Below are 21,649 nucleotides of genomic sequence, written 5' to 3'. Positions count from 1 at the left end.
ATTATTATTAATTTTATAGTAATTATGTCAATAGCAGCCCTGGCAGAGATTGGTTCACCGCTGATCGCATCCAGCACAGATCATTCCCGAAGGAATGGTGCAGAAACGATTGTGCCCGCCCCCAACCGTTTTGAAAAGGAGCAGATGGAGCTCAATCTACGGAATGCCAAAATGGGCGCGTGGTTTGTGATGGTCCTTGTGCCACTTTGCAGCTTTCTTGACTGGATGGCTTATCCGACAGACTACTGGCAGTTTTTGGTGTTGCGCCTGGCCTGTGCGGCCAGCTGCGTGCCGCTGCTGCTGGCGCTGAATGGATCGCTGGGACGGAGGTACTGCCGCGCCTACCCGATCATCCTGCCGCTGCTGCCTGCGCTGATGATCTGCTTCATGATCTACCTGAGCGGGGACCCTGGCTCAGGCTACTACGCGGGGCTGCTGCTGTGCATCGTGGCCACAGCCTTTGTCTTTCACTGGACGTTTCGGGAGATCGGCATCACGCTCGGTCTGGTGGTTGCGGCCTACTTTGCCGCGACGCTGCCAAATCTTTTCACGACGGATGATCCCCGGGCGCTGGGCATCTTTGTGAACAACACCGGCTTTTTGCTGCTGCACTGCGTGGTGCTGTATGTGGGCAGCCGGCAGCATCATGCGATCCGAGTGCGCGAATTTGCCAACCGCTGCAAGGTGGAAGACCAGCGCGAGGAGCTGGCCGCGCGCAATGAAGAGCTCACAGCCACACTGAAGCGGCTGCGTGAGACGGAGGCACAGCTGGACCAGAGCGAAAAGCTGGCCTCCATCGGCCGACTGAGCGCGGGGATCGTGCATGAGATCAACAATCCGCTGAACTATGTTAAGTCGGCGATCTATCTGCTGAAGAAGAAGGGCAAGACGCTGCCTCCGGAGCTGGCGGAGACTTTCAACAGCATCGCGGAGGACATTGGCGAGGGCATCGACCGAGTGAGCGCTATCGTGTCTGACCTGCGCACCTTTGCGCACCCGGAAAACCGAGGGTCGAGGCCGGTGGATCTGCAGGAGGCCGCACGCAAGGCCCTGCGCCTGCTGGCAAAAGAGATCGGGGACCGTGGGGTGCTGCTGGTGGATGAGATGCCGGCGGGAGTCATCGCGCAGGGGGATGAAAACTACATCATCCAGATCTTGCTCAATCTGGTGCAGAACAGCCTGGATGCGCTGGCGGGCCGCCCGTCTCCGACGATCCTGCTGAAGGCCTGCGAAACAGCCAACGGGGTGGACCTGATCGTGCGTGACAACGGCGCGGGCATCCCGAAGGAGAACCTCTCGAAGATCTTTGACCCATTTTTCACCACCAAGCAGGTGGGGCAGGGTATGGGCCTGGGGCTGAGCATCTGCTTCCGCATGATCCAGAACATGGGCGGAGAAGTGAAGATAGATACCATGGCAGGCAGCCACACTCAGTTTACCTTGAGCCTGAAGAAACCTGAGCATACCTGAGTCAGCAATGCCCGCACCGCTGCTATCGCCCTACCACATCTTGTACGTCGATGACGAGGAGAAGGCGCTGCACTATTTCAAGGAGATCTTTGGCGACGAGTACACCATCCACATCGCGAACAACGCGATGGACGGCTACCGCATGCTGCAGCAGTACGGGGCGCAGATCGGGCTGCTGCTGACGGACCAGCGGATGCCGGGCCCGAGCGGGGTGGAACTGATGGAGCATGCACGGAAGCTGAACCCCAATCTCGTACGCATTCTCGTCACGGCGTACACGGACTACCAGGCGGCGGTGGACGCGGTGAACTCCGGGCGCTGCTTTCGCTACCTGCACAAGCCCTGGGACCCGGATGAACTGGGCATGATCATCAGGCATGCGCTGGACTACTACCACGCCCTGATCGAACGCGAGCGCCTGCTGGCGGAAAAGGCGGAGACAGTGCGTAACATGCTCTCTGCGGACAAGGTGTCCGGACTGGGCATCCTGGCGGAGGGCCTGAACCATCATCTGCGCAACGCGCTCACGGTCGTGCGTGCCTTCATCGACCTGGCGCCGATGAAGCTGATGGAGGAAATCGGGGGGGCGCATCCGCGAGATCCGTCCTTCTGGATCGATGTGCAGAACCAGGCGCAGTCGCAGCTCGAGCGCATCCAGTCCATGCTGGCCCGGCTGGCCGAAGCGTCGCATTCCAAGCGCCTGGACCGCACGGACCCGTGCCACCTCAGCAGCGTGATCAACGAGATGCTTGAGATGTTTTCAGCGCAGATGAAGGAGAAAAACCTGAAGGTGGAGGTCTCGGTGGATCCCGGGCTGCCGCCTGTCATGGTGAATGGGGCGCGCTTCCGCCAGATGTGGCGTTTGATTTTCATGGAGGAGCTCACGCACCTCAGCCCCGGCGACAGCATACACATCAGCGCCAAAGTGCGGCAGGACGGGAAAGGGCAGAACCACCTGGTGATGTATGTGCGCGACACCGGGATGTGGGAGAGCGCGGACAAGCCGGTGAATCTATTTGACCCGTTCTACACCCGGAGCCGCAAGCCGGATGATTTTGGTGTGAACATGATGGCCTGCTATGTCACGATGCATCTGCATGGCGGCACTGCAGAGGCCCGGCATCTGGAGCCGCGAGGTCTGGAGCTCGAGTTCAGCCTGCCGGTGGAAACAAACCCGGAGCCCAAGAAGGAGGAAGATTTTTTCCGTAGCCTGCTCAGCCACGAGCAGCGCTGGAAGATGCGAGATGAGATGGTGGCGGCCTAGCGGGTGCCTGAATGCCTCAAAGCGGTGTCAGGCCGCAGATCCACGACAGCGTTTTAGAAGCCAGACGAAGCGAGTCAAAGCTCTGGCGCGCGGCAACTCTGCTCATGGCGTGCTGCAACGCAAAGCGCCGGAGCAGCGATGCGTTGCGTGTGATGCCACCCAGAGATCTGGATGAGATTGAGCTTACTTGTCGAAGAAGGAGGCCTCTTCGCGGTCGCCGACTTTGAGGTAGCGGTAGTAAACTTCAAGCTGGAGGGTGCAGAGGCACTGGCGGTAGATGGGGTCTGCGGCATCACCTGCGGGCCAGTTGGGGCGGCCGGCCTTGAAGGAGCCGTCTGCCTGCTGGGCGCTGAGGATCTGGGGAAGGAACTGCTGGTTGTAGAACTTCCAGTCTTCACCGCCCTGCTGGAAGAAGGCCTGGGTGTAGTAGTACCAGCAGTAGAGGTTGCAGTTTTTGTTCCAGTCGAGGGGCTCGGCGGTGAGGAATTCGGTGAGGAACTTGATGCCTTTCTTGATCGCGGTGGTCTTGCCCTTGGCCATGGTCTGGAGGCCGAGGATGCCGACGCCGGAGAGGGACCACTGGTTGTAGTGGGCATCGCGGTTCGGGCCGCCGAAGCCGCCATCCTTGGTCTGCATGGTTTCGAGGTAGTCGGTCATCTTGCCGATACAGCTATGCAGGCCGTCGATCTTGAGGCCAGTGTTCTTGGCGGCCTTGAGGGCCTGGAACTGCCAGCCGACGACGGAGAGGTCAGCGCCGGCGTCTTTGTTGTAAACGATCTGGTCCTTGCCACCGTAGGCCCACGCACCTTTGGGGGTCTGGTTTTCGATTATGGTCTTCACGCCTTTTTCAAAGGCTTCACGCATGCCGGGGAGGGATTTGCTGCCGAGGCGGGCGAGGGTGTACATTTCACCGAGGGCGTAGGTGGCGATGCCGTGCTCGTAGGTGCCTGCGCCGCCTTTGCCACCATTGGCCTCGCCTTTCCAGCCAGTCTCGGAAAAGATGCCATAGGGGTTCTTTTTGCCGACTTCGATGAGGAACATGATGCCTTTCATGACGTTGTCGCCGTAGAAGGGGGATTCGGGGGTCTCGCAGCGGCCGAGGAAGCAGAGGAGGGCGAGGCCGGTCATGGCGCACTTGTTGCCACGACCCCAGGAGCCGTCTGCGTTTTGCTTGCCTTTGAGCCATTCGAGGGAGGCGGAGACTGCGGCCTCGCACTCGGGGGTGCCGCCGTTTTGACGGAGCTTTTCAAGGCGCTCCTGAGTGGAGCAGCGGCTGCGCATGGAGGGTGGCAGGGTGACGAAGCCGCCTGCGGCTCCCATGCCGCCCATGCCTTTGCCAAAGCCGCCGCCGGCTCCGGCCATGCCGAAGCCTCCGGCTCCGCCGAGGGCGCCACCGCCCATCATGGCGCTGACGTCTGGCATGTCGAGCGAGTCTGGCGGTGCCTCGGGCAGCGAGATGGCTGCGTTGACGCTGGTGCTCACCAGCTTCTTCATGGGCATGTTTTTGTTGATGGAGCTGCGCTTCTTCTGCTGCACTTTGTGCTGCAGGTCGGCGCTGGCCGCAGCGCCCTGGGCGGTGCCGCCACCGGGGAGGAAGTCGACCTGCTTGTCCATGACGCCGGACTGGAAGACGATGAAGAGGGCGAGGACGCCGAGGCCGGCGTGGATGAGGATGCTGAGCAGGAGGGAGCTGGCACCGGCTTTGCGCCAGAGCTGCACGAACTTGTTCGGCGGCTTGGCGATCTCGATGTGGGTGAGTGCGGGCGGGTGGTAGATCTCGCCGACGTGATGCTCGGCCACCACGGCTGCTGTCCCGGCGTCTTCGTCGTCCGTGGGGGCGACTGCCGAGACAACAGGAGCACTGGGCGCGGGCATGGCCGGGGCTGCGCTGGCCGAAGATGGAGGGGGCATGGCCGGAGCTACTGCAGCAGGCACTGGCATGGCTGCGACGGGCACGGCAGCGCTGACGGGCCTAGGGGCTGGAGCAGGGGCGGCAGTGGGCACAGCGCCAGTGGAAGGTGCCGGCGGGGGAGGCATGGCCGGCATGGGCATCTGCGGCATGTAGCCTGGAGGGTAGCCGGGCATCTGCGGCGGGTAGCCCTGGGGCATGGGGTAACCGGGAGGATAGCCCGGAGGCATCTGGGGCGGGTAGCCCTGGGGCATGGGGTAGCCCTGGGGATAGCCAGGCATCTGCGGCGGGTAGCCCTGGGGCATGGGGTAGCCGGGGGGATAGCCGGGCATCTGCGGAGGATAACCCTGTGGAGGCGGATAGCCCTGGGGATACCCCTGGGGCGGCAAGGGCTGCGTGGCTCCTGGATTTGGAGGCTGCGGCGGGTTTTGCGGTGCTCCTGGCTGCGATGGGTTCATTTCAGTAAAAGCTGTGGATCTGCATTTATATACACGGTGGCCTGCCCTTGCGACAAGATGAATTTACAGGCCCCCGAAGGATGGCCATGAGTCTGAGCGAAAACGGACAGGCTGACCGAACCTTAGAGGCGGGGGCTGATAGGGGCAGTCCGGACCCGTGAATGTAACGCTGCTGAGGCAGGTTTTTGAAGCAAATTTCTGCATGGCTTGCTTAAAAGCTGCGAGATCCCCATGAGCGGTGACGCTTTTTTCATGCTGAGGGCAGCAGGGGGGAAGGGGCCTCTACATCAGGCGCCGAAAGAGATGCATATGAGCTGAGAATTGTCATTTGCACGACAGGCTGCTCCCGATAGGATGGAGAACCCCAATCTCACATGAAAACCGCCTTGTTCCTTCTCTGCGCCACTGCCCTTGTCCTCACCTCCGCCTCCTGCGGGAAGCATTCCTGGGAGGAAACCCAGGTGCTGCATGAAGGCATGCACAAGGCGCACGCTGAAGGCCATGGCGACGCCCATGCCAAGCCTGCCGAACACGGCGAGAAGAAGGAGCACCACTAAGAGACTCCGCGCTCATGCGTCGCTACGCGGTCATCGGGCTGCTCGCGCTGGTGATTCTGGCGACCAGCTGCGTGATGCTGCGCACCTGCTGGGCGCGCATGGTCCCGGCCATTGCCTCCACCGGGGGCCGGGAGTTGCACATCCGCCTGCCGGATGAGGGGCGTACGCACCTGCAAAAGGACCAACGCTGGGCCGCGGACCAGCTGGGCCCCTCCACCGGGACGCTGGGCAGCCACGGCTGCCTCGTCTCCAGTGTGGCCATGGCCTGCTCCGACCTGGGCGTGAAGCTCACCCCGAAGGAGCTCAATGAGCGGCTCAAGAAAAACGACGGCTTCCTGCCGCAGGGCTGGGTGGTGTGGAACGCCATCCCTCGCGTGACGGACCAGAAGCTCACGGCGGAATATCACCCCGCTTCCAGCCACAAGGTGATGGACAAGGCGCTGGAACAGGGCGCCTACCCCGTGGTGAAATATTTCCTGATCGGCGGCATCCAGCACTGGTGCGTCATCGTCGGCAAAGACGGCCTGGAATACCTGGCGCGTGATCCGCTGCGGGATGACAAGGAGCCGGTGAAGCTGTCTGAGCTGACCGCGAAGATCTATGCGGTGCGGGTGATCCGGAGGGTGGAGTGAGGGGGCTGTCTCAGCGCGTGTGCCACGAGCACACGTTGTCCTGCCACGTCTTGGAATCGCGATCCGGGCCGGAGGAGTAGATGGCCGTCGTCAGTGGCAGCATTTTGGGTTGGGGATGTTTCAGGTCAAACTCAGCCTGCTTGGGATCTGAAGCTCTCGCTCCGAACTCGGGGTTGGCGATTTCGAGATCGTCGTTCGTGTCGAGAATGAGGTAATAGGGCTCACCCCAGGGATCGCTGAGCACCCACTCGTTACCTTCCTGCCAGAGGCCGTTTTTGTGGTCCCTTGCCATTGGGAGGTCGATGAATTTGATCTCCTTGGGATTGAGCGCCTTGGCTTCCTTTCTGCCGAGGAGGATTGGCAGAATGAGGCCGCGTGTGCGGAGCGAAACATCGGGACCATGCCAGTCGGACTCCGGCACGGGAAAGTGGGCGGAATCAATTTCATAGGCGGTGATCGCCGCCTGGAGGTGTTTGATGGCCGCTCTGGAGCGCAGTCTCGGTGCGTCAGGTATGCCCGGACAGACAATTACCATTGGCAGGTAAAGCAGGATGAGGACAATGATGACTCCCAAAAAGATCAGAAACCACAGGCAGCCCTTTTTCTTCCGAGAGCGCGGATCATGGCCGGGCGTGGTGGGTTCGCTCATGGGGTTGTTTTATCTGAAAGAAGTTTGGTTTGTCGAGCGCATCTTTGGCAGTCCTAAATCTCCCAGCCGAGCATGATGTGCGGCGTCAGCTGGCTTTCGCGGTCTGCTGCCTTCGGATAGGATGTGGTATGCGTGAACCTTTGGCCCTGCGGAAAGCGGTGGCTGCGTTCGTCCCTCACTCCGCAACCGCACTCCAAATTCGCTGCGCGTGCTGCGGCGTGAATTTGGAACCGGAGCGAAGCGGAGATAGACAGCCGTAGGCTGCCCCGAAGGGGTGAGCGATAGCGAATCAATGCGGCTGCGCAACGATGCACGAGTGAAGCTGCCGCTTTCGGGCGTCTCGTGGCGCAGATGGGCAGGGTGCCGGCAAACGTCCCATGGAGAGCGTCGCCGTTCTCTGTCGAGCCCCCGATGAATGCACTCACTCTGCGGAATCCTGGCCCACTGCCATCCCTCGAACCCCGGCGGCTGATTGTCCTCCCATGTCGCCGGGTCACTGTCAGGTTCGGCGGAGAAGAGGGCGATGCGCACATTGAGTGCTTTCTGCACGGCTCCGGGCTTGGGCGGCACGGTTATGAGTTCGGGATTGGGGACTTTGCCCTCGTTGTTGAAGCCGAAGATGATGTGCTGGCGCCTGCATCCTTGATTTCCAGTATGGCAAGCTGGCTCAAAGTTTCTCAAAAATCGTGGCCATTGAAAAAAGGCAGTATTTCCTCAAACCGAACTGTCACTCTCCCAAGTTCTTTTCCGCCTGAATCCAGTTCGAAACAGGTCAGGCTGGCTTGGCACTTGGTTAGATCGCGTATCTCTTGCACGATGAAATAAGTTCCAAGCATTGAAATCACTCCTTCACGGGTGATGGGCCTAGGGTCTCCTACGGCTGGTGAGGTCAACTCCAGGATGATTTCAGAAGTGAGCCCATTTCGATAGCACTTAATTTTTCCGTCCTTAGGGACGCCCTTCGGAATCGATTCGAAAAAACGAGTCACCTTTTCGATCGCTGCAGTTCGTTCAGCTTCGGCCTTCGGATCGGGGCGGTGGCAGCCACAGAGAGTCAGGCAAAGCATGCTCCACAGAATACATCTCAGGAGGTGTTTTACAGATGCTGGAGTCATGCTCGCGATGCTGCGCTCAACACTCATGCCAGCTTTCTACCCGACAGAGTCATTCTCTGTCGAGTTTGGATTTGCGATTAATTCGCCAGAGAATTCAACTCAGCCAACCAGTCCCGCAGCCGCCACCAGCGTCTCTTCATTGACGATCTTGCCGGTGAGGTCGGGTTTGCAGTCGGATTTGAGCTCGTCGCGGAACTTTTTGATGAAGCTCTGGGTGGGCCAGGAGGCGGCTTCGCCGAAGGCGCAGATGGTCTTGCCTTCGATCTGGTTGGCCACGGTCTCCAGGGTGTCCACGTCGTCGGGGCTGGCGTCGCCGCCTACGATGCGGTCGCTGATCTTCTTCATCCACAGGCTGCCTTCGCGGCAGGGGGTGCACTGGCCGCAGGACTCGTGCGCGTAGAAGGCGTTCAGGTTGTTGATGACCCAGGTCATGCTGCGGCTGTCGTCCATGATGATGACGCCGCCGGAGCCGGCCATGGTGCCGCACTGGGCCATGGTGTCGAAGTCCATCGGGATGTCCATGATGCCGATCTCGCGGCCGTCGCGGAGCTTGTACTTTTCATCCGCACGCAGCACCTTGGAGGAGCTGCCGCCGGGGATGATGGCTTTCAGTTTGCGCCCGGGCTTGAGCCCGCCGCAGAGATCGTTGATGACCTCGCCCATGGTGACCTTGCCGACTTCGACTTCGTAGTAGCCGGGCTTTTGCACATCGCCGCTGACGCAGAGGATGCGGGTGCCGGTGTTGTTCGGCGTGCCGAGCTTGGCGTATTCCGCGCCGCCCATTTCGATGATGTGCTTCACGTGGCAGAGTGACTCCACGTTGTTCACGATGGTGGGGCTCATGTAGAGGCCCAGCGCCGCTGGGAAGTAGGGGGGCTTGATGCGCGGGTAGGGGCGCTTGCCTTCGAGGGATTCGATGAGACCGGTCTCCTCGCCGCAGATGTAGGCGCCCGCACCGCGGTGCACGTAGATCTCGCAGTCAAAGCCGGAGCCGAGGATGTTCTTGCCGAGGAAGCCTTTTTCGTGCGCTTCAGCGATGGCCTTTTCGAGGATCTTGGCGGCGTAGGGGAACTCCTCGCGCACGTAGATGTAGGACAATTTGGCGCCCACGGCGAAGCAGGCGATGGTCATGCCCTCGATCAGCTGATGCGGATCCTGATGCATGATGTAGCGGTCCTTGAAGGTGCCGGGTTCGGATTCGTCGGCGTTGCAGATGAGGTACACCGGCTTGGTGTTCGTGGGCGGGATGAAGCCCCACTTCACGCCGGTGGGGAAGCCCGCACCGCCACGGCCGCGCAGGCCGCTGGCTTTGACCTCGTTGGTGATGGCGCTGCGCTCCATGGTGAACGCCTTTTTCAGCTGCTCGTAGCCGCCGTTTTCCAGGTAGCACTCGATGGACGGATTGTATCCGACGCGGTCGATGTTCTTGAAGATCAGGCGCTTTTCACGCGCGTGGGGTTCTTTTCCGGGAAGATACTGGACGGGGGAGGCCATGATGCGCAGTATCCGAGTGTGAATAAGGTGGGCAACTGGGATTTGTGAAAAATTTCACAAGGGGGCTCGGACTTGCCAAAGGGCGAACGCCAATTGGGTCATGAAAAAAGCGCCATGGAGCGGGCTAGGGGAAGAAATTGACTGCGAGCAGGAAGGGCTCAACATGTTGTGCTCAATGAAAGAAAAAGTCGCTTTGTTTTTGCTCCTGATCGGCGTGGCATGCAGTTCGCTGGCGCAGGATGCCCTGGTGGAGGAGATCACGGCCGTCAATGTGGGGAAGGCCCACATAGAAGAGGTGGAGGGGCTCGCCCGGCGCATTTTCAAGGAATCTGAACTGGTTTTAAAAGACAAGGCTGTGGCTCAGCGGTGGATGCTGCTTCTGGACGAAGCCCAAGTGGTCGAAGCTTTACGGTGCTTGTGTGAGACGAGTGCGCGAAAAGTTAAAATTTCCAGAGCGCTGGATGCCGTGGAACTGCAGGAAAGTTATCACGGAATCAAGGTTCAAACCGCCGTGGCAGAACTTGTCACCCGCACCTTGCGGCAGAATCCGCAGGAAATCGACCAAGCGAAGGTGGAGGGCAAGCTTCAAATGGTGCTGCCGATCTTGAAGAGTCTGGTGCAGCAGGGGGTGGAGCTTCGGGGCCTTCTCGGAGCTGGTTCGAGACCGGTGCTTTTCGACACTTCGCCTCCGCCGTCTGCTGCCGAGGTGGCCGCCAACAACGCCAGATCTCTACTCCCGCACATCCAAAAAGCGCAGGAGACACTCATGGATGCGGTCTGGCCTGTGTATGTGATGCGCCTGAGGTTGTCTCGTGAAGAGGCGATTGCCCGGCTCGTCCGTTCCGGACTGACCAGGGAATGTTTGGATGGCCTCCTCAAGACAACTTATCATGAATGAGCCCCTGACGCTGTGGTGAACCAGCGTGAATTTGGAAGAACTGGTTCTCGGTGAGGCTGTGAACAGGAAACTCCAAACGTCGGCTTTGCGCTAACGCACGACTACCACTTCTTTTTGAAGCCGCCGCCACCGCCGAAGCGGTTGCCGCCAAAGGGGCGCTTGGGACCGCCGCCGAAGCCGCCGCCTCCATAGCCACCACCGCTGCCGCCGCCTGCGTCTTCGCGGCGCGGGCCTTCATCGCCGCCACCGTAGCCGGGGCTGGGGCCTTCGCCTTCACGCTGCTGCCAGGGCTTGCTGCCAAAGCCGCCCTTCTTGAAGCCACCGCCGAAGCCGGGCTTTTTGAAGCCGCCGCCCTGGTGGCCGCCGCCGTAGCCTTTGAAGCCACCACCGCCGCCACCACCGAAACCGCCTTTGTTAAAGCCGCCGCCGAAGCCGGGCTTTTTGAAACCGCCACCTGCACCGCCGCCGAAGCGCTTGGGGCGGATGCCGCTGATGTTGTCCGGGCGGTCTGCATGGTCCATGCGGATGTCGCGACCGCGGATCTGGGCACCGCGCACGCCTTCGAGCACGGCTTCCACGGAGTCGCCAGGGACTTCCACAAAGCTACATTTCTCCAGCACGTCGATGGCGCCGATGCTGCCGGGGGTGAGGTCCTGAATGGTGTTGTAGAGCATGCCGGCGATGTCCTGCGGGCGCACCTGGTCCATACCGCCTACATTGATGAAGAGGCGAACCATGCCGGAGCGCGGGCCTTTCTGCACCCAGCTGCTCTGCTTCTTGGGCAGCGGGCGCTCTTCCTCTTCGGAGGAGTCATACTCGTTGTCAAATTTGGCCGGGGCCGGGCGCGGGGCTGCGGCTTGGTGATTTGTGGGGCCGGCGTCCTCTTCTTCAGCCGGGCGGGCCTCGGTTGCGGCTGCTGGAGCTTCTGCGGCTGGGGCGCCATCGGCTGCCGGGGCGGCCGCTTCGGCGGGGGCAGGGGATTCCGTGCTTTCAGCTGCTGCGGCAGCGGGTGCTGTTTCAGAGGCCGGTGCGGGTGCGGGTGCAGGCTTGGGAGCAGGGGCGGCGGCCTGCGGGCGCGGCTTGGGCTCGAATTTCTTGCCGGTGCGGTCTTCGACGATCTGCTCGGTCTCGCGCACCTGGTCTTTCATGAGCAGGTCCATCAGCGCGCTGGCGATCTCCGTGGGGGAGAAGCCGATGTCCAGCAGGCGCTGGATGCTGTGCTCGTGGTTGGTGTAGCTGGCGCCTTCCAGCACGGCCTTGACCTTCTCGAAGGTCTTGTCCACGCGGGTGGCTTCCAGCTCCTCCTGCGAGGGCACGCGGGCGCGCTCCACGCGGATGTTGATGAAGCGCTGGATGCGCTGCATGAGGTAGATTTCACGGCCTGCGACGAGGCTCACGGCCTTGCCGCTGCGCCCGGCACGGCCGGTGCGGCCAATGCGGTGCACGTAGTCTTCGGCGTCGTAGGGCAGCTCCAGATTGACGATGAGGTCGATGTCGTTCACGTCCAGGCCACGGGCGGCCACGTCGGTGGCCACGAGGACTTCCACGTTGCCGCTGCGGAAGTTGCGCATCACGCGCTCACGCATGGTCTGGTTGATGTCGCCGTGCAGGCGGTCGGCGGCATAGCCACGGGCCACGAGGGCGTCGGTGGCGTCGTCCACGGCGCGTTTGGTATTGGCGAAAACGATGGTCAGGCGCGGGGCCTCGATGTCGATCACGCGGCAGAGCACCTCCAGCTTGGAGCGGCCCTGCACTTCGTAGTAGCGCTGCTCGATGGTCGGGGTGGTGAGCGCCTTCTGCTGGATGGTGATGGTGGCGGCGTTGCGCGTGTAGTTTTCCACCAGACGGCGGATGCGCGGCTCAAAGGTGGCGGAGAAGAAAATCGTCTGGCGCTCCGCAGGCACGGCCGCCATGAGGCGGTCGATGTCGTCGCTGAAGCCCATGTCCAGCATCTCGTCAGCCTCGTCAAAAACGAGTGTTTTCAGACCGTCGAACTTGATGAGTCCGCGCTCCATGAAGTCCAAGATACGGCCCGGGGTGCCGACGACGATCTGGGAGCCGCTCTGCAGTGCACGGATCTGCCGGTCATAGGAGGCGCCGCCGTAAACCGGGGTGGCGCGCACGCCTTCCTTGAAGGAGGCCAGCTTGTGGATCTCCGCGCAGACCTGCATGGCCAGCTCGCGGGTGGGGCAGAGGATGAGGGCCTGCACGTGGCGCTGGGAGCCGTCCACGCCCTGCACCACGGGAATGCCAAAGGCCATGGTCTTGCCTGAACCGGTCTGGCTCTGGCCCACCACATCGCGGCCGGTCAGCGCCACGGGAATGGCCTGGGCCTGGATGGGGGAGGGCTGCTCAAAGCCAAGGGATTTAACGGCTTCAAGAAGCTCGGGGGCGATTCCCAGTTCAGGGAAGGTGTGTGTACTCATAAAACGAAACTAACGGACGGTCGAATTCGACAGATAACAATGCATGCCCTCAGAATTTGAGGGGTGTCATACTGTCACCGATGAGGGGAGATAGCAAGGGCTTTGATCTTGGGGCCCCAGGGAAGGGGAGGGGGCGAGCCATCCTGGCGCTTGTGCAATTGCCAAAGAGTCGCTGAAATCCCCCCCCCACCTCGGCTGACAATCGGCCTGTCGGCCGCCTGGGTGGAGACGTATGAGGGGTGAGTCAGCGCCGATATGTGTGAAACAAGCGAATCCCCCCAACTGTGGAGGGTGAATGAAAAGAATGCTGTGTGATGTTTGACCTAAATATCCGCTGATTTACTCAAGCCCAGCCTTTTCCCACCATGTACGGACTCGTTAACAAAGCCATAGAAGAACTCGTCACATCCAGCTACGGGGAGGATAAATGGCGAGCGATCAAAGAAAAGGCAGGGGTGGATGTGGAGGTTTTCATCAGCAATGAGGGCTACTCGGACGAGATCACCTACCAGCTCGTGGGTGCCGCCTCGGAGGTGCTGTGCATCACGGTACGGGAGGTGCTCATCGCCTTTGGCGAGCACTGGGTGCTCAAGACGGCGCTGCACGGCTACGGGGCGATGATGCGCTCCGGCGGTTCCTCGCTGAAGGAGTTTCTCATCAACCTGCCCAACCTGCACACGCGTGTGCAGATGATCTATCCGGCTCTGCAACCGCCGCGCTTTGAGTGTCAGGACTTGACGGACTCCTCCATGAGCCTGCACTACTTCACCCACCGTCCGGGGCTCACTGACTTTGTGGTGGGGCTGGTTCAGGGGCTGGGAAAGCTGTACAACACGCCTGTAATGATCACTGTGGCTGCGCTGAAGACGGAGGGGGCGGATCACGATGTTTTTGACATACACTGGACTCTTCCCACTGCATGAGCACCAGCATTATTGGAAGGATTCCCAATGAGGAGTTTCTCAGAGCATTTCCTTTCTACTTTGCGTGGGATGAGCGCGACTGCATCGTGGAAACCGGGCCGTCCCTGGTCAAGGTGTGCCCGTTGGCGGCGCCGGGCGTACGGGTGCAGGATCTCTTCCTAGCGGTGCGACCGGAGGGGGAATTCAGCGATGCGATGGCGAGATCCCTGCCGGACCACCTGATGCTGCTCATGAGCCGGCAGACGCAGTGCATGCTGCGCGGGCAGGTCATCTCGATGGATGAGCCGCGCTTGGGCATCATGCTGGCCACGCCGTGGATCACGGACCCGGACCAGGTGGAGACGCTGGGGCTTTCGATGCGAGACTTTGCGGTGCATGACCAGACGCTGGACCTGCTGCAGGTGCTGCAGGCGCAGCGCATGGCTTCCGAGGATTTGATCAAGCTGAACAGTCGGCTGACGGAGCAACGCACGCGGCTGCACAAGCAAGAGGCGGACGCGCGCAAGCTGGCGCTGGTGGCTGCGCGCACGGACAATGCTGTCATCGTCACAGATGCGCAGGGGCGCATCGAGTGGGCGAATGAGGGCTTCACACGCATGACGGGCTGGCGTGTTTCAGAGGTGATCGGGCGGAAGCCGGGCTCCTTTCTGCAGGGGCCGTGCACGGATGCCGCAACGGTGAAGAGCATCAGCAACGCGCTCAAGGATCAGCAGGGCATCCGCACGGAAATCCTGAATTACCACCGCTCTGGGCGCAGCTACTGGAGCGCGCTGGAGATCCAGCCCATTCTCAACGAGGACGGGGAGGTGGTGAACTACATGGCGATCGAGAGCGATGTGACGCAGCGCCGGCAGGATGAAAAGAGGCGCAGGCTGGAGTACTCCGCCAGCCGCATCCTCGCCGAATCGGGCTCCATGCGGCAGGTTTGCGCGAGGGTCATTCAGAAGATGTGCCAGCAGCTGGGCTGGCCGGCGGGATTTCTTTGGATGCTGGATGAGAATGAAAAAGCACTGCGCCTGGCGGAGCTGTGGCACTACCCCGGGCGGGACATCTCCACGCTGGTTGCGCTAAAGCAGCAGGCGGCCTTTGCCGCTGGGGAGGGTACACCGGGCCTGGTGCTGCAAACGGCGCAAAGCCAGTGGACGAGGGATCTGGCGCTGATCACAGACACACCGCGCGCCGTGTGCGCGCTGAGTTGCGGGCTGCGCGGATGCATCGGTTTTCCAATCATCTCCGGCGGTGAGGTGCTGGGCGTGGTGGAGCTCTTTGCCAGTGAGGTGGTGGACCCGGACGAGGCGCTGCTGCAGGCGCTCAGCAGCATCGGCAACCAGATGGGCCAGTTCATCGTGCGCAAGAGCTCGGAGGATCAGCTGGCGCGCTCCATTGCGATGATGAAGGCTGTGCTGGACGGCGCGGCGCACACCATCATCTCCACCACGCCGGAAGGCATCATCGTCACTTTCAATCAGGCGGCGGAAAGGCAGCTCGGGTATGCGGCGGAGGAGATCATCGGCTGCACCACGCCCTCCATCTTTCATCTGCCTGAAGAAGTGGCCGCGCGTGCGGCGGTGCTCACGAAGGAGCTGGGGCAGACCGTGGAGCCGGGCTTTGACGCCTTTGTGGCGAAGTCCCGCCTGGGCACGCCGGATGAGTGCGAGTGGACTTACGTGCGCAAGGACGGCACGCGCTACCCCGTGCTGCTGAGCGTCACCACCTTATTTGATCCGCATGGGAAGATCATCGGTTACCTGGGCATCGGCTCGGACATTACCGCCAAGAAGCGCGTCGCGCAGGAGCTGCTGGAGGCCAAGGAAAGCGCCGAGGCGGCGAACCAGGCGAAGAGCGACTTCCTCGCGACCATGAGTCACGAGATCCGCACGCCCATGAACGGCATCATCGGCATGTCATCGCTGCTGCTGGACACCGAGCTGTCGCCCAAGCAGCGGGAGATGGTGGACTCCGTGCGCCTCAGCGGAGATGCGCTGATGACCATCATCGAGGACATTCTGGACTTCTCCAAGATCGAGGCGCGGAAGCTGGATCTAGTGGAGGAAGCCTTCCGGCTGGACTCCGTGATCGCCGGCGTGGTGGACCTGCTGCAGCACAAAGCGGCGTCACGCTCCATCGAACTCATCGTGCGCGTGGCGCCGGACGTGCCGGAGTCTTTCCTGGGAGATCCGGGCCGCCTGCGGCAGATCCTCATGAATCTGGTGGGAAATGGCATCAAGTTCACGGACGAAGGCAGCATCCGCATCCAGGTGAGCCGCCTGGGCACCACGGCGGAGGGCGAGGCGGAGCTGGAGATCAGCGTCACGGACACGGGCATCGGCATGACAGAGGCGCAGCAGCGGCAGCTCTTCCAGGCCTTCACGCAGGTGGACAGCTCCAGCAAGCGGCGCTTTGGCGGCACGGGGCTGGGGCTGACGATCAGCAAGCGGCTGGTGGAGCTGATGGGCGGAAGCATCGGCGTGGAGAGCCGGCGCGGCGAAGGCTCGCGCTTCTGGGTGCGGCTGCCACTGCATGCCATTGAAGGACAGAAGCTGCCATCCCGCGAAATGCCGGAGGCTCCTGAAGACACCGTCCTGCAGCCCGCCGCAGACGGCAGCCGGCCGCACCTGCTGCTGGTGGAGGACAACGAGGTGAACGCCCGAATGGCCATGATGATGCTGGAGAAAAACGGCTGCCCCGCCGAGGTGGCGCGGGATGGAGAGGAGGCCGTGGAGCGCTTCGCCAGCGGGGTGTATGACGGCATTCTCATGGACTGCCACATGCCCGGCATGGACGGCTACGAGGCCACACGTGCCATCCGCGAGCTGGAGGCCAGCCCGGAGTGGCGGCGGCCGCGCTGCCGCATCATCGCCATGACGGCGAATGTGCAGGCCGGGGAGCGGGAGCGCTGCCTGGATGCCGGCATGGACGACTACCTCTCCAAACCGCTGCGCGCCAGGTCGCTGCAGGAGGCGCTGGGCCGCGTGCATGTGCTCTCTGAAAGCGGGGCATGCGCCCCGCCCACGCCGTGGTGCGCGGAGGACTCCGGCTCCGCGCGGGATGCGCTCCAGCAACTGGCGGCGGAGCTGAGTACGGAGGACGCTGTGGAGCTGATGGAGAACTGGTTTGCCGATGCGCCCAAGCGCATCCTGGAGCTGGAAAAACTCGACGGTGGCGAGGATCAGGCCGCGCTGCGCCGCACCGCACACGCACTGAAAGGAAGCAGTTCGCTCTTTGGCCTCACGGCCTTCCACTCCTTGTGCCGTGAGCTGGAGCTGAGCGCGGAGCAGAACCAACGTGCCGTGCAGACAGGGCTCATCACGCAACTGAAGCAGTGCTATGAAACTGCGAGGCCGGAGCTGCAAAAGCTTATGAGCGCGCTGAAGTAGGGGGGACCCCCCACAACTGCGGATGATGATGGATGGGCGTCTGCGAACAAGAATGAACGCGTGCTCCTTTGCGGGCAGTTCATTCCACGAAACCACAATCCTTAAACATCTCATTCCTATGCTGGACATCGAATCCACCGCCCTCATCCTTGTGGGCTACCAGAACGACTACTTCGCCCAGAACGGCATTCTTCGCGGCGTCATCGAGGAGGCGGACCGTGTGGACCGCACCCTGGCGCACACGATGGACCTGCTGGAACAATACGCCTTCTCCCGGCTGACGATCATCTCCACGCCCATCATCCTGAAACCGGACTACCGCGCGCTGGCCAACTCCGTGGGCATCCTGGACACGATCAAGCAGGTGGGTGCCTTCAAGGAGGGCTCCCCGGGTGCGGACACGATCCCCGAGCTGAAGGCCTATGGCGACCGCATCATCTATGTGTCCGGCAAGGTGGGGTTCAACGCCTTTGCCGGGACCAATCTGGACGACGTACTGCGGGAGAGGAAGATCAAAAACCTGCTGGTGGCCGGCATGGTGACGTCCCTCTGCATCGATTCCACCGGGCGCGCCGGCTATGAGCGCGGGTACAAGGTGACCATCCTCTCCGACTGCACCTCCGCACGCACGCCGGTAGAGCAGGACTTTTTCTGCAACCACGTCTTCCCGCTGTACGGCGAGGTGGCGAACAACACGAAGCTGAAGGCGCAGATGCCCATGGCCGGACTGATGGCTTCGGCTCTGGCCGCGTAGGATGCTTCATGGCATTCCGTGGTTTTCAAACCATGAATCCGCATGATCGGCGACACGCCCATGAACGAACATTCCACACTGCTGACGGACATCCACGTGGAGGCGACCTACCGCCTCACCGAGGCTCTGATCGAGTCTGAGAAGCGGATGCGCCGGCGTGTGGAGTGTCTTTCGGAGGTGGTGTTTGAGACGGATGCGGAGGGCAGGCTGGTCTTTCTGAACAAGGCCTGGGCGCACACCCTGGGCCATGATGTCTCCGTCTCGCTGGGGACGCTCCTTTGCGACTACGTGGTGCAGGAGGACTGCGCATTGCTGGCACGGATCGTGGAAGCTGGCGCCACTTCCGTGGCCGCGCGGCCAGCCATCCGCATGCGGCGTGCGGACGGCGGCATCCTGTGCATGGAGATCTCCATCTCCGCACCGGACGGGCCCGGGATCGTGGGGTCCATGCGCGATGTGACCACGCAACGGCGCAACCAGCAGGAACTGGAGAAGCTCTCCCTGGTGGCGAGCTTTACGGACAACCTGGTGGTGATCACCGACGGTGCGGGCCGCTTTGAGTGGGTGAACGACGCCTTCGTCAAACGCACGGGCTACACGCTGCAAGAGGTGCTGGGGCTGAAGCCGGGGAAGGTGCTGCAGGGGCCGGGCACGGACACGAAGGTGGTCGCCAGCATCGGGCAAAAGCTGCGGCTGGGGGAGTCCTTTCAGGCGGAACTGCTGAACTACACCAAGGCGGGCGTGGCGTACTGGGTGGAGATGCATGTGACGCCGATCAAGAACAAGACGGGCGTGATCGAGCGCTTCGTCGCCGTGCAGTCGGACATCACCGAACTCAAGCGCACGCAGCGCGAGCTGAAGGTGGCAAAGGAAAAGGCCGAGGCCGCCAGCCAGGCGAAGAGCGATTTCCTCGCGACGATGAGCCATGAGATACGCACGCCGATGAACGGCATCATAGGCATGTCATCGCTGCTGCTGGACACCGCGCTGGAGCCGAAGCAGCGGGAGATGGTGGACGCGGTGCGCCACAGCGGCGATGCGCTGATGACCATCATCGAGGATATCCTGGACTTCTCCAAGATCGAGGCGCGGAAGCTGGATCTGGTGGAGGAGGCCTTTCGGCTTGATTCCGTCATCGGCGGTGTGGTGGATGTGCTGCGGCACAAGGCGGCGTCACGCTCACTCGGTCTAAATGTGCGGATCTCTCCAGAGGTCCCGGACTCCTTTCTTGGAGATCCGGGGCGGCTGCGGCAGATCCTCATGAATCTGGTCGGAAATGGCATCAAGTTTACGGACGAGGGAAACATCTGCATCCAGGCGGCCTGTACCAAGGGCGTGACTCCGGGCATCGTGAATCTGGAGCTCAGCGTTGCTGATACAGGTATCGGCATGTCAGAGGAGCAGCAGGGACTGCTCTTCCAGCCCTTCATGCAGGTGGACAGCTCCACGAAGCGGCGCTTTGGCGGCACAGGGCTGGGACTGGCCATCTGCAAACGGCTGGTGGAGCTGATGGGTGGCAACATCGGCGTGGAGAGCCGGCGGGGCGCAGGCTCGCGCTTCTGGGTGCGGCTGCCACTGCATGTCATGGAAGGCCATAAACGATCAGCCGTTCCGGAGCCTGAAAAAGTTGTCTCCACTGTGCCGCTGATGAAGCCTGGCGGCATCAAGCCCCGCCTGCTGCTGGTGGAGGACAACGAGGTCAATGCGCGCATGGCCATGATGCTGCTGGAAAAGAATGGCTACCCCGGGGAAGTGGCGCGTGATGGTGAGGAGGCCGTGGAGCGCTTTGCCAGCGGGGTGTATGACGGCATCCTCATGGACTGCCACATGCCCAACATGGACGGCTACGAGGCCACCTGCGCCATCCGTCAGATGGAAGCCGGTGCCGGGTGGCGGCGGCCGCGCTGCCGCATCATCGCCATGACGGCGAACGTGCAGGCCGGGGAGCGAGAGCGCTGTCTTGCCGCCGGGATGGACGACTACGTCTCCAAACCGCTGCGCACCAAGCCTTTGCTGGAGGCGCTGGGCCAGATAGGCGTGCTGGCGCTGGAGGCGGAGCCTGCCCTAGTCGCTGCATGACCTGCAGTAATTTTCGCGGGTCCATGGCAAAAGATTGGATAAAAAGCCGTCTTGCCAGCCAGCCGTCTCGTGCTGTTAATTAAGTGCATGTCCGAGTCCGCCCCTGCGCCTTCCGAACTGAAAACGCTCCGAGTGGCCGTCGTGGAGGATGATGCCACGTTGCGGCTCTTCCTGAAAAAGCTCATCGAGAAGAATGGCCACGGCTTTGAACTGGCCGGAGCTTGGGAGACGGCGGAGGAGGCGGTGAAGCCGTTGGTGGAGAGCAGGCCGCACGTGGTGGTGGTGGATCTGGAGCTGCCGAAGACCTCGGGGATCGAGTTCATCCGTCAGCTCGCGCCGCGCATGATCGAGACGGCCTTTGTGGTGCTGACCATTCACGATGATCCGGACAAGGTCTTTGAGGCGCTGCGTGCCGGGGCGCATGGCTACCTGCTGAAATCCGCCAAGCCCGGGGAGATCGCCGCAGGCATACGGCAGGCGAGCGAAGGCGGCGCGCCGCTGAGCCAGGGCATCGCGCGGCTGCTCATCAAATCATTCCAGGCTCAGCCGGAGAGAAAGAAGTCGGGCATCCCCAGTCTGACGCCGCGGGAGAGCCAGATCATCGAGCGCCTGGCGCAGGGCATGGTGCCCAAGGAACTGGCGCATGATCTGGGTATCAGCTACGAGACGGTGCGCGAGTATATCAAGTCCGTTTACGCCAAGCTGCACGTGAGATCCCGCACCGAGGCGGTGATCAAATATCTCGGGCATCAGGGGTAGTGCTGTGGATGGATGTTTGTTAAGCTGCCTTTCCCAACGGTTTATGGACATGGAGGAGGATTGAAGAGGGCGGACGCTGAGAGCTCCAGTTCGAATCTCCACAGGACAGGGAACTGCGCGCCTCCGCCGCCATGCATCCTCAACGAACCTCCTCCTTTTTTAGAGGCTCCCATTTTAGCTCACCTTTTACCAAGCCGGATTTGGCCTTTATCTCGACGCACGCCGTTCCTTTGTAATATCCCCACACCTCTGGTGATGTCTCGACTTTTGGCACCACTTTCGGCACCAGATTGCCGCTGAACTCGATCTCCAGATGGTCGTCATCAATCCAACGCCGCAGGGAGATGTAGTAAAAGCGCCCCATCTTGAACGCGTTACCGTAGCGTTCCTCTATGGCCTTTTCTAATACGTGCAGGTCCAGTTTCACCTCCGCCGCAGGCTGTGTGGTCAGCGTGAAAACCACTATATCGCTCCCGCGTTTGTACCCTCGTAGCAGACAGACTTGCGCGCCGCTCGGCGACCAGTGCACGCCCTCCGCCAGCTCCTTCGCCTTCTCTGCCCAGCGCTCCTCTTCTACGTCATCTACAGGCGTGTCCAGCAGCTGAAGCGGTCCGTCTGGCCGTCGCTGGAGGGAGCTTCCCCGGGCCGTCACTAGCACTCGCGCCTGTCCGTCTGGTCCCAGCACCACCACCTGAGGCCCACCGCGCGTCTCGCCAGGAGGAGCCTCAAGGCGGGGCTCCTGCGTTGGTGCAGCTTCTGTGTCGGGTACAGGCTTCGTCGAACAGGCAGCCAACAGGCAGGCCCAGAGCATCAGCGTCCACTTCGCGGGTATCTTCATAGGCTGCCAACGAGGCGCAGACCTCAACCTGTCATTAACCGACTTTT

Annotated in this window: 16 protein-coding genes; 10 read left to right on the top strand and 6 right to left on the bottom strand. The window is 61.7% G+C overall.

Annotation, left to right across the window (positions count from 1 at the left end; genetic code table 11):
- Positions 1 to 24: 24 nt before the first annotated feature.
- Both ACFQDI_RS19895 and ACFQDI_RS19890 read left to right on the top strand, forming a co-directional pair.
- Positions 25 to 1,470, top strand: coding sequence for an ATP-binding protein (locus tag ACFQDI_RS19895; protein WP_377170118.1), 1,446 nt, complete (start codon positions 25 to 27; stop codon positions 1,468 to 1,470).
- A gap of 7 nt (positions 1,471 to 1,477) precedes the next feature.
- Positions 1,478 to 2,734, top strand: coding sequence for a hybrid sensor histidine kinase/response regulator (locus tag ACFQDI_RS19890; RefSeq protein WP_377170116.1), 1,257 nt, complete (start codon positions 1,478 to 1,480; stop codon positions 2,732 to 2,734).
- Between the two features lie 183 nt (positions 2,735 to 2,917).
- Here ACFQDI_RS19890 and ACFQDI_RS19885 read toward each other — a convergent pair whose 3' ends face one another.
- Positions 2,918 to 5,101 (bottom strand): prenyltransferase/squalene oxidase repeat-containing protein, encoded by a 2,184-nt coding sequence (locus ACFQDI_RS19885; RefSeq protein ID WP_377170114.1) that lies wholly within the window; start codon positions 5,099 to 5,101, stop codon positions 2,918 to 2,920.
- 374 nt (positions 5,102 to 5,475) lie between these two features.
- On the opposite strand from ACFQDI_RS19885, the gene ACFQDI_RS19880 reads away from it, so the two are divergent.
- Positions 5,476 to 5,658 carry a hypothetical protein gene (locus ACFQDI_RS19880; RefSeq protein WP_377170112.1) on the top strand — a complete coding sequence of 61 codons (183 nt, stop codon included), beginning with the start codon at positions 5,476 to 5,478 and terminating at the stop codon, positions 5,656 to 5,658.
- A gap of 14 nt (positions 5,659 to 5,672) precedes the next feature.
- On the top strand, positions 5,673 to 6,290 hold the full coding sequence (locus tag ACFQDI_RS19875) for a cysteine peptidase family C39 domain-containing protein (protein ID WP_377170110.1): 618 nt from the start codon (positions 5,673 to 5,675) through the stop codon (positions 6,288 to 6,290).
- Positions 6,291 to 6,300: 10 nt separating this feature from the next.
- On the opposite strand, the gene ACFQDI_RS19870 is transcribed toward ACFQDI_RS19875, so the two are convergent.
- From ACFQDI_RS19870 to nuoF, 3 genes are all read right to left on the bottom strand, one after another.
- A complete protein-coding gene (locus ACFQDI_RS19870; protein WP_377170108.1) occupies positions 6,301 to 6,939 on the bottom strand; it encodes a hypothetical protein in 639 nt (212 codons plus the stop codon).
- Positions 6,940 to 7,616: 677 nt separating this feature from the next.
- A complete protein-coding gene (locus ACFQDI_RS19865) occupies positions 7,617 to 8,081 on the bottom strand; it encodes a hypothetical protein (RefSeq protein ID WP_377170106.1) in 465 nt (154 codons plus the stop codon).
- Positions 8,082 to 8,153: 72 nt separating this feature from the next.
- Entirely contained in the window at positions 8,154 to 9,548 is a 1,395-nt protein-coding gene (nuoF, locus tag ACFQDI_RS19860) for an NADH-quinone oxidoreductase subunit NuoF (protein WP_377170104.1), read from the bottom strand.
- Positions 9,549 to 9,648: 100 nt separating this feature from the next.
- Here nuoF and ACFQDI_RS19855 point away from each other — a divergent pair, with 100 nt between their 5' ends.
- A complete protein-coding gene (locus tag ACFQDI_RS19855; protein WP_377170102.1) occupies positions 9,649 to 10,446 on the top strand; it encodes a hypothetical protein in 798 nt (265 codons plus the stop codon).
- A gap of 101 nt (positions 10,447 to 10,547) precedes the next feature.
- On the opposite strand, the gene ACFQDI_RS19850 is transcribed toward ACFQDI_RS19855, so the two are convergent.
- Positions 10,548 to 12,872 carry a DEAD/DEAH box helicase gene (locus ACFQDI_RS19850; RefSeq protein WP_377170100.1) on the bottom strand — a complete coding sequence of 775 codons (2,325 nt, stop codon included), beginning with the start codon at positions 12,870 to 12,872 and terminating at the stop codon, positions 10,548 to 10,550.
- A gap of 365 nt (positions 12,873 to 13,237) precedes the next feature.
- Here ACFQDI_RS19850 and ACFQDI_RS19845 point away from each other — a divergent pair, with 365 nt between their 5' ends.
- The 5 genes from ACFQDI_RS19845 (at position 13,238) to ACFQDI_RS19825 (ending at position 20,764) form a co-directional block, all read left to right on the top strand.
- Positions 13,238 to 13,795: a heme NO-binding domain-containing protein gene (locus ACFQDI_RS19845; protein WP_377170098.1), complete on the top strand. Its 558-nt coding sequence runs from the start codon at positions 13,238 to 13,240 to the stop codon at positions 13,793 to 13,795.
- Positions 13,792 to 17,172, top strand: a complete 3,381-nt coding sequence (locus ACFQDI_RS19840; RefSeq protein WP_377170096.1) for a PAS domain S-box protein — start codon at positions 13,792 to 13,794, stop codon at positions 17,170 to 17,172. The genes ACFQDI_RS19845 and ACFQDI_RS19840 overlap by 4 nt, the downstream gene beginning before the upstream one ends.
- A gap of 118 nt (positions 17,173 to 17,290) precedes the next feature.
- Positions 17,291 to 17,926 (top strand): cysteine hydrolase family protein, encoded by a 636-nt coding sequence (locus ACFQDI_RS19835; protein WP_377170094.1) that lies wholly within the window; start codon positions 17,291 to 17,293, stop codon positions 17,924 to 17,926.
- Between the two features lie 60 nt (positions 17,927 to 17,986).
- Positions 17,987 to 20,005 carry an ATP-binding protein gene (locus ACFQDI_RS19830; protein ID WP_377170092.1) on the top strand — a complete coding sequence of 673 codons (2,019 nt, stop codon included), beginning with the start codon at positions 17,987 to 17,989 and terminating at the stop codon, positions 20,003 to 20,005.
- An 87-nt stretch (positions 20,006 to 20,092) separates the two neighbouring features.
- On the top strand, positions 20,093 to 20,764 hold the full coding sequence (locus ACFQDI_RS19825; RefSeq protein WP_377170090.1) for a response regulator: 672 nt from the start codon (positions 20,093 to 20,095) through the stop codon (positions 20,762 to 20,764).
- A 139-nt stretch (positions 20,765 to 20,903) separates the two neighbouring features.
- Here ACFQDI_RS19825 and ACFQDI_RS19820 read toward each other — a convergent pair whose 3' ends face one another.
- Entirely contained in the window at positions 20,904 to 21,602 is a 699-nt protein-coding gene (locus tag ACFQDI_RS19820; RefSeq protein WP_377170088.1) for a hypothetical protein, read from the bottom strand.
- Positions 21,603 to 21,649: the final 47 nt, after the last annotated feature.

Source organism: Prosthecobacter fluviatilis (assembly GCF_042655725.1).
In the GTDB taxonomy this organism is placed as follows: Bacteria; Verrucomicrobiota; Verrucomicrobiia; order Verrucomicrobiales; family Verrucomicrobiaceae; genus Prosthecobacter; species Prosthecobacter fluviatilis.
Note: the sequence above shows the minus strand (reverse complement) of the source record. Positions and strands in the feature narration are given on the sequence as shown.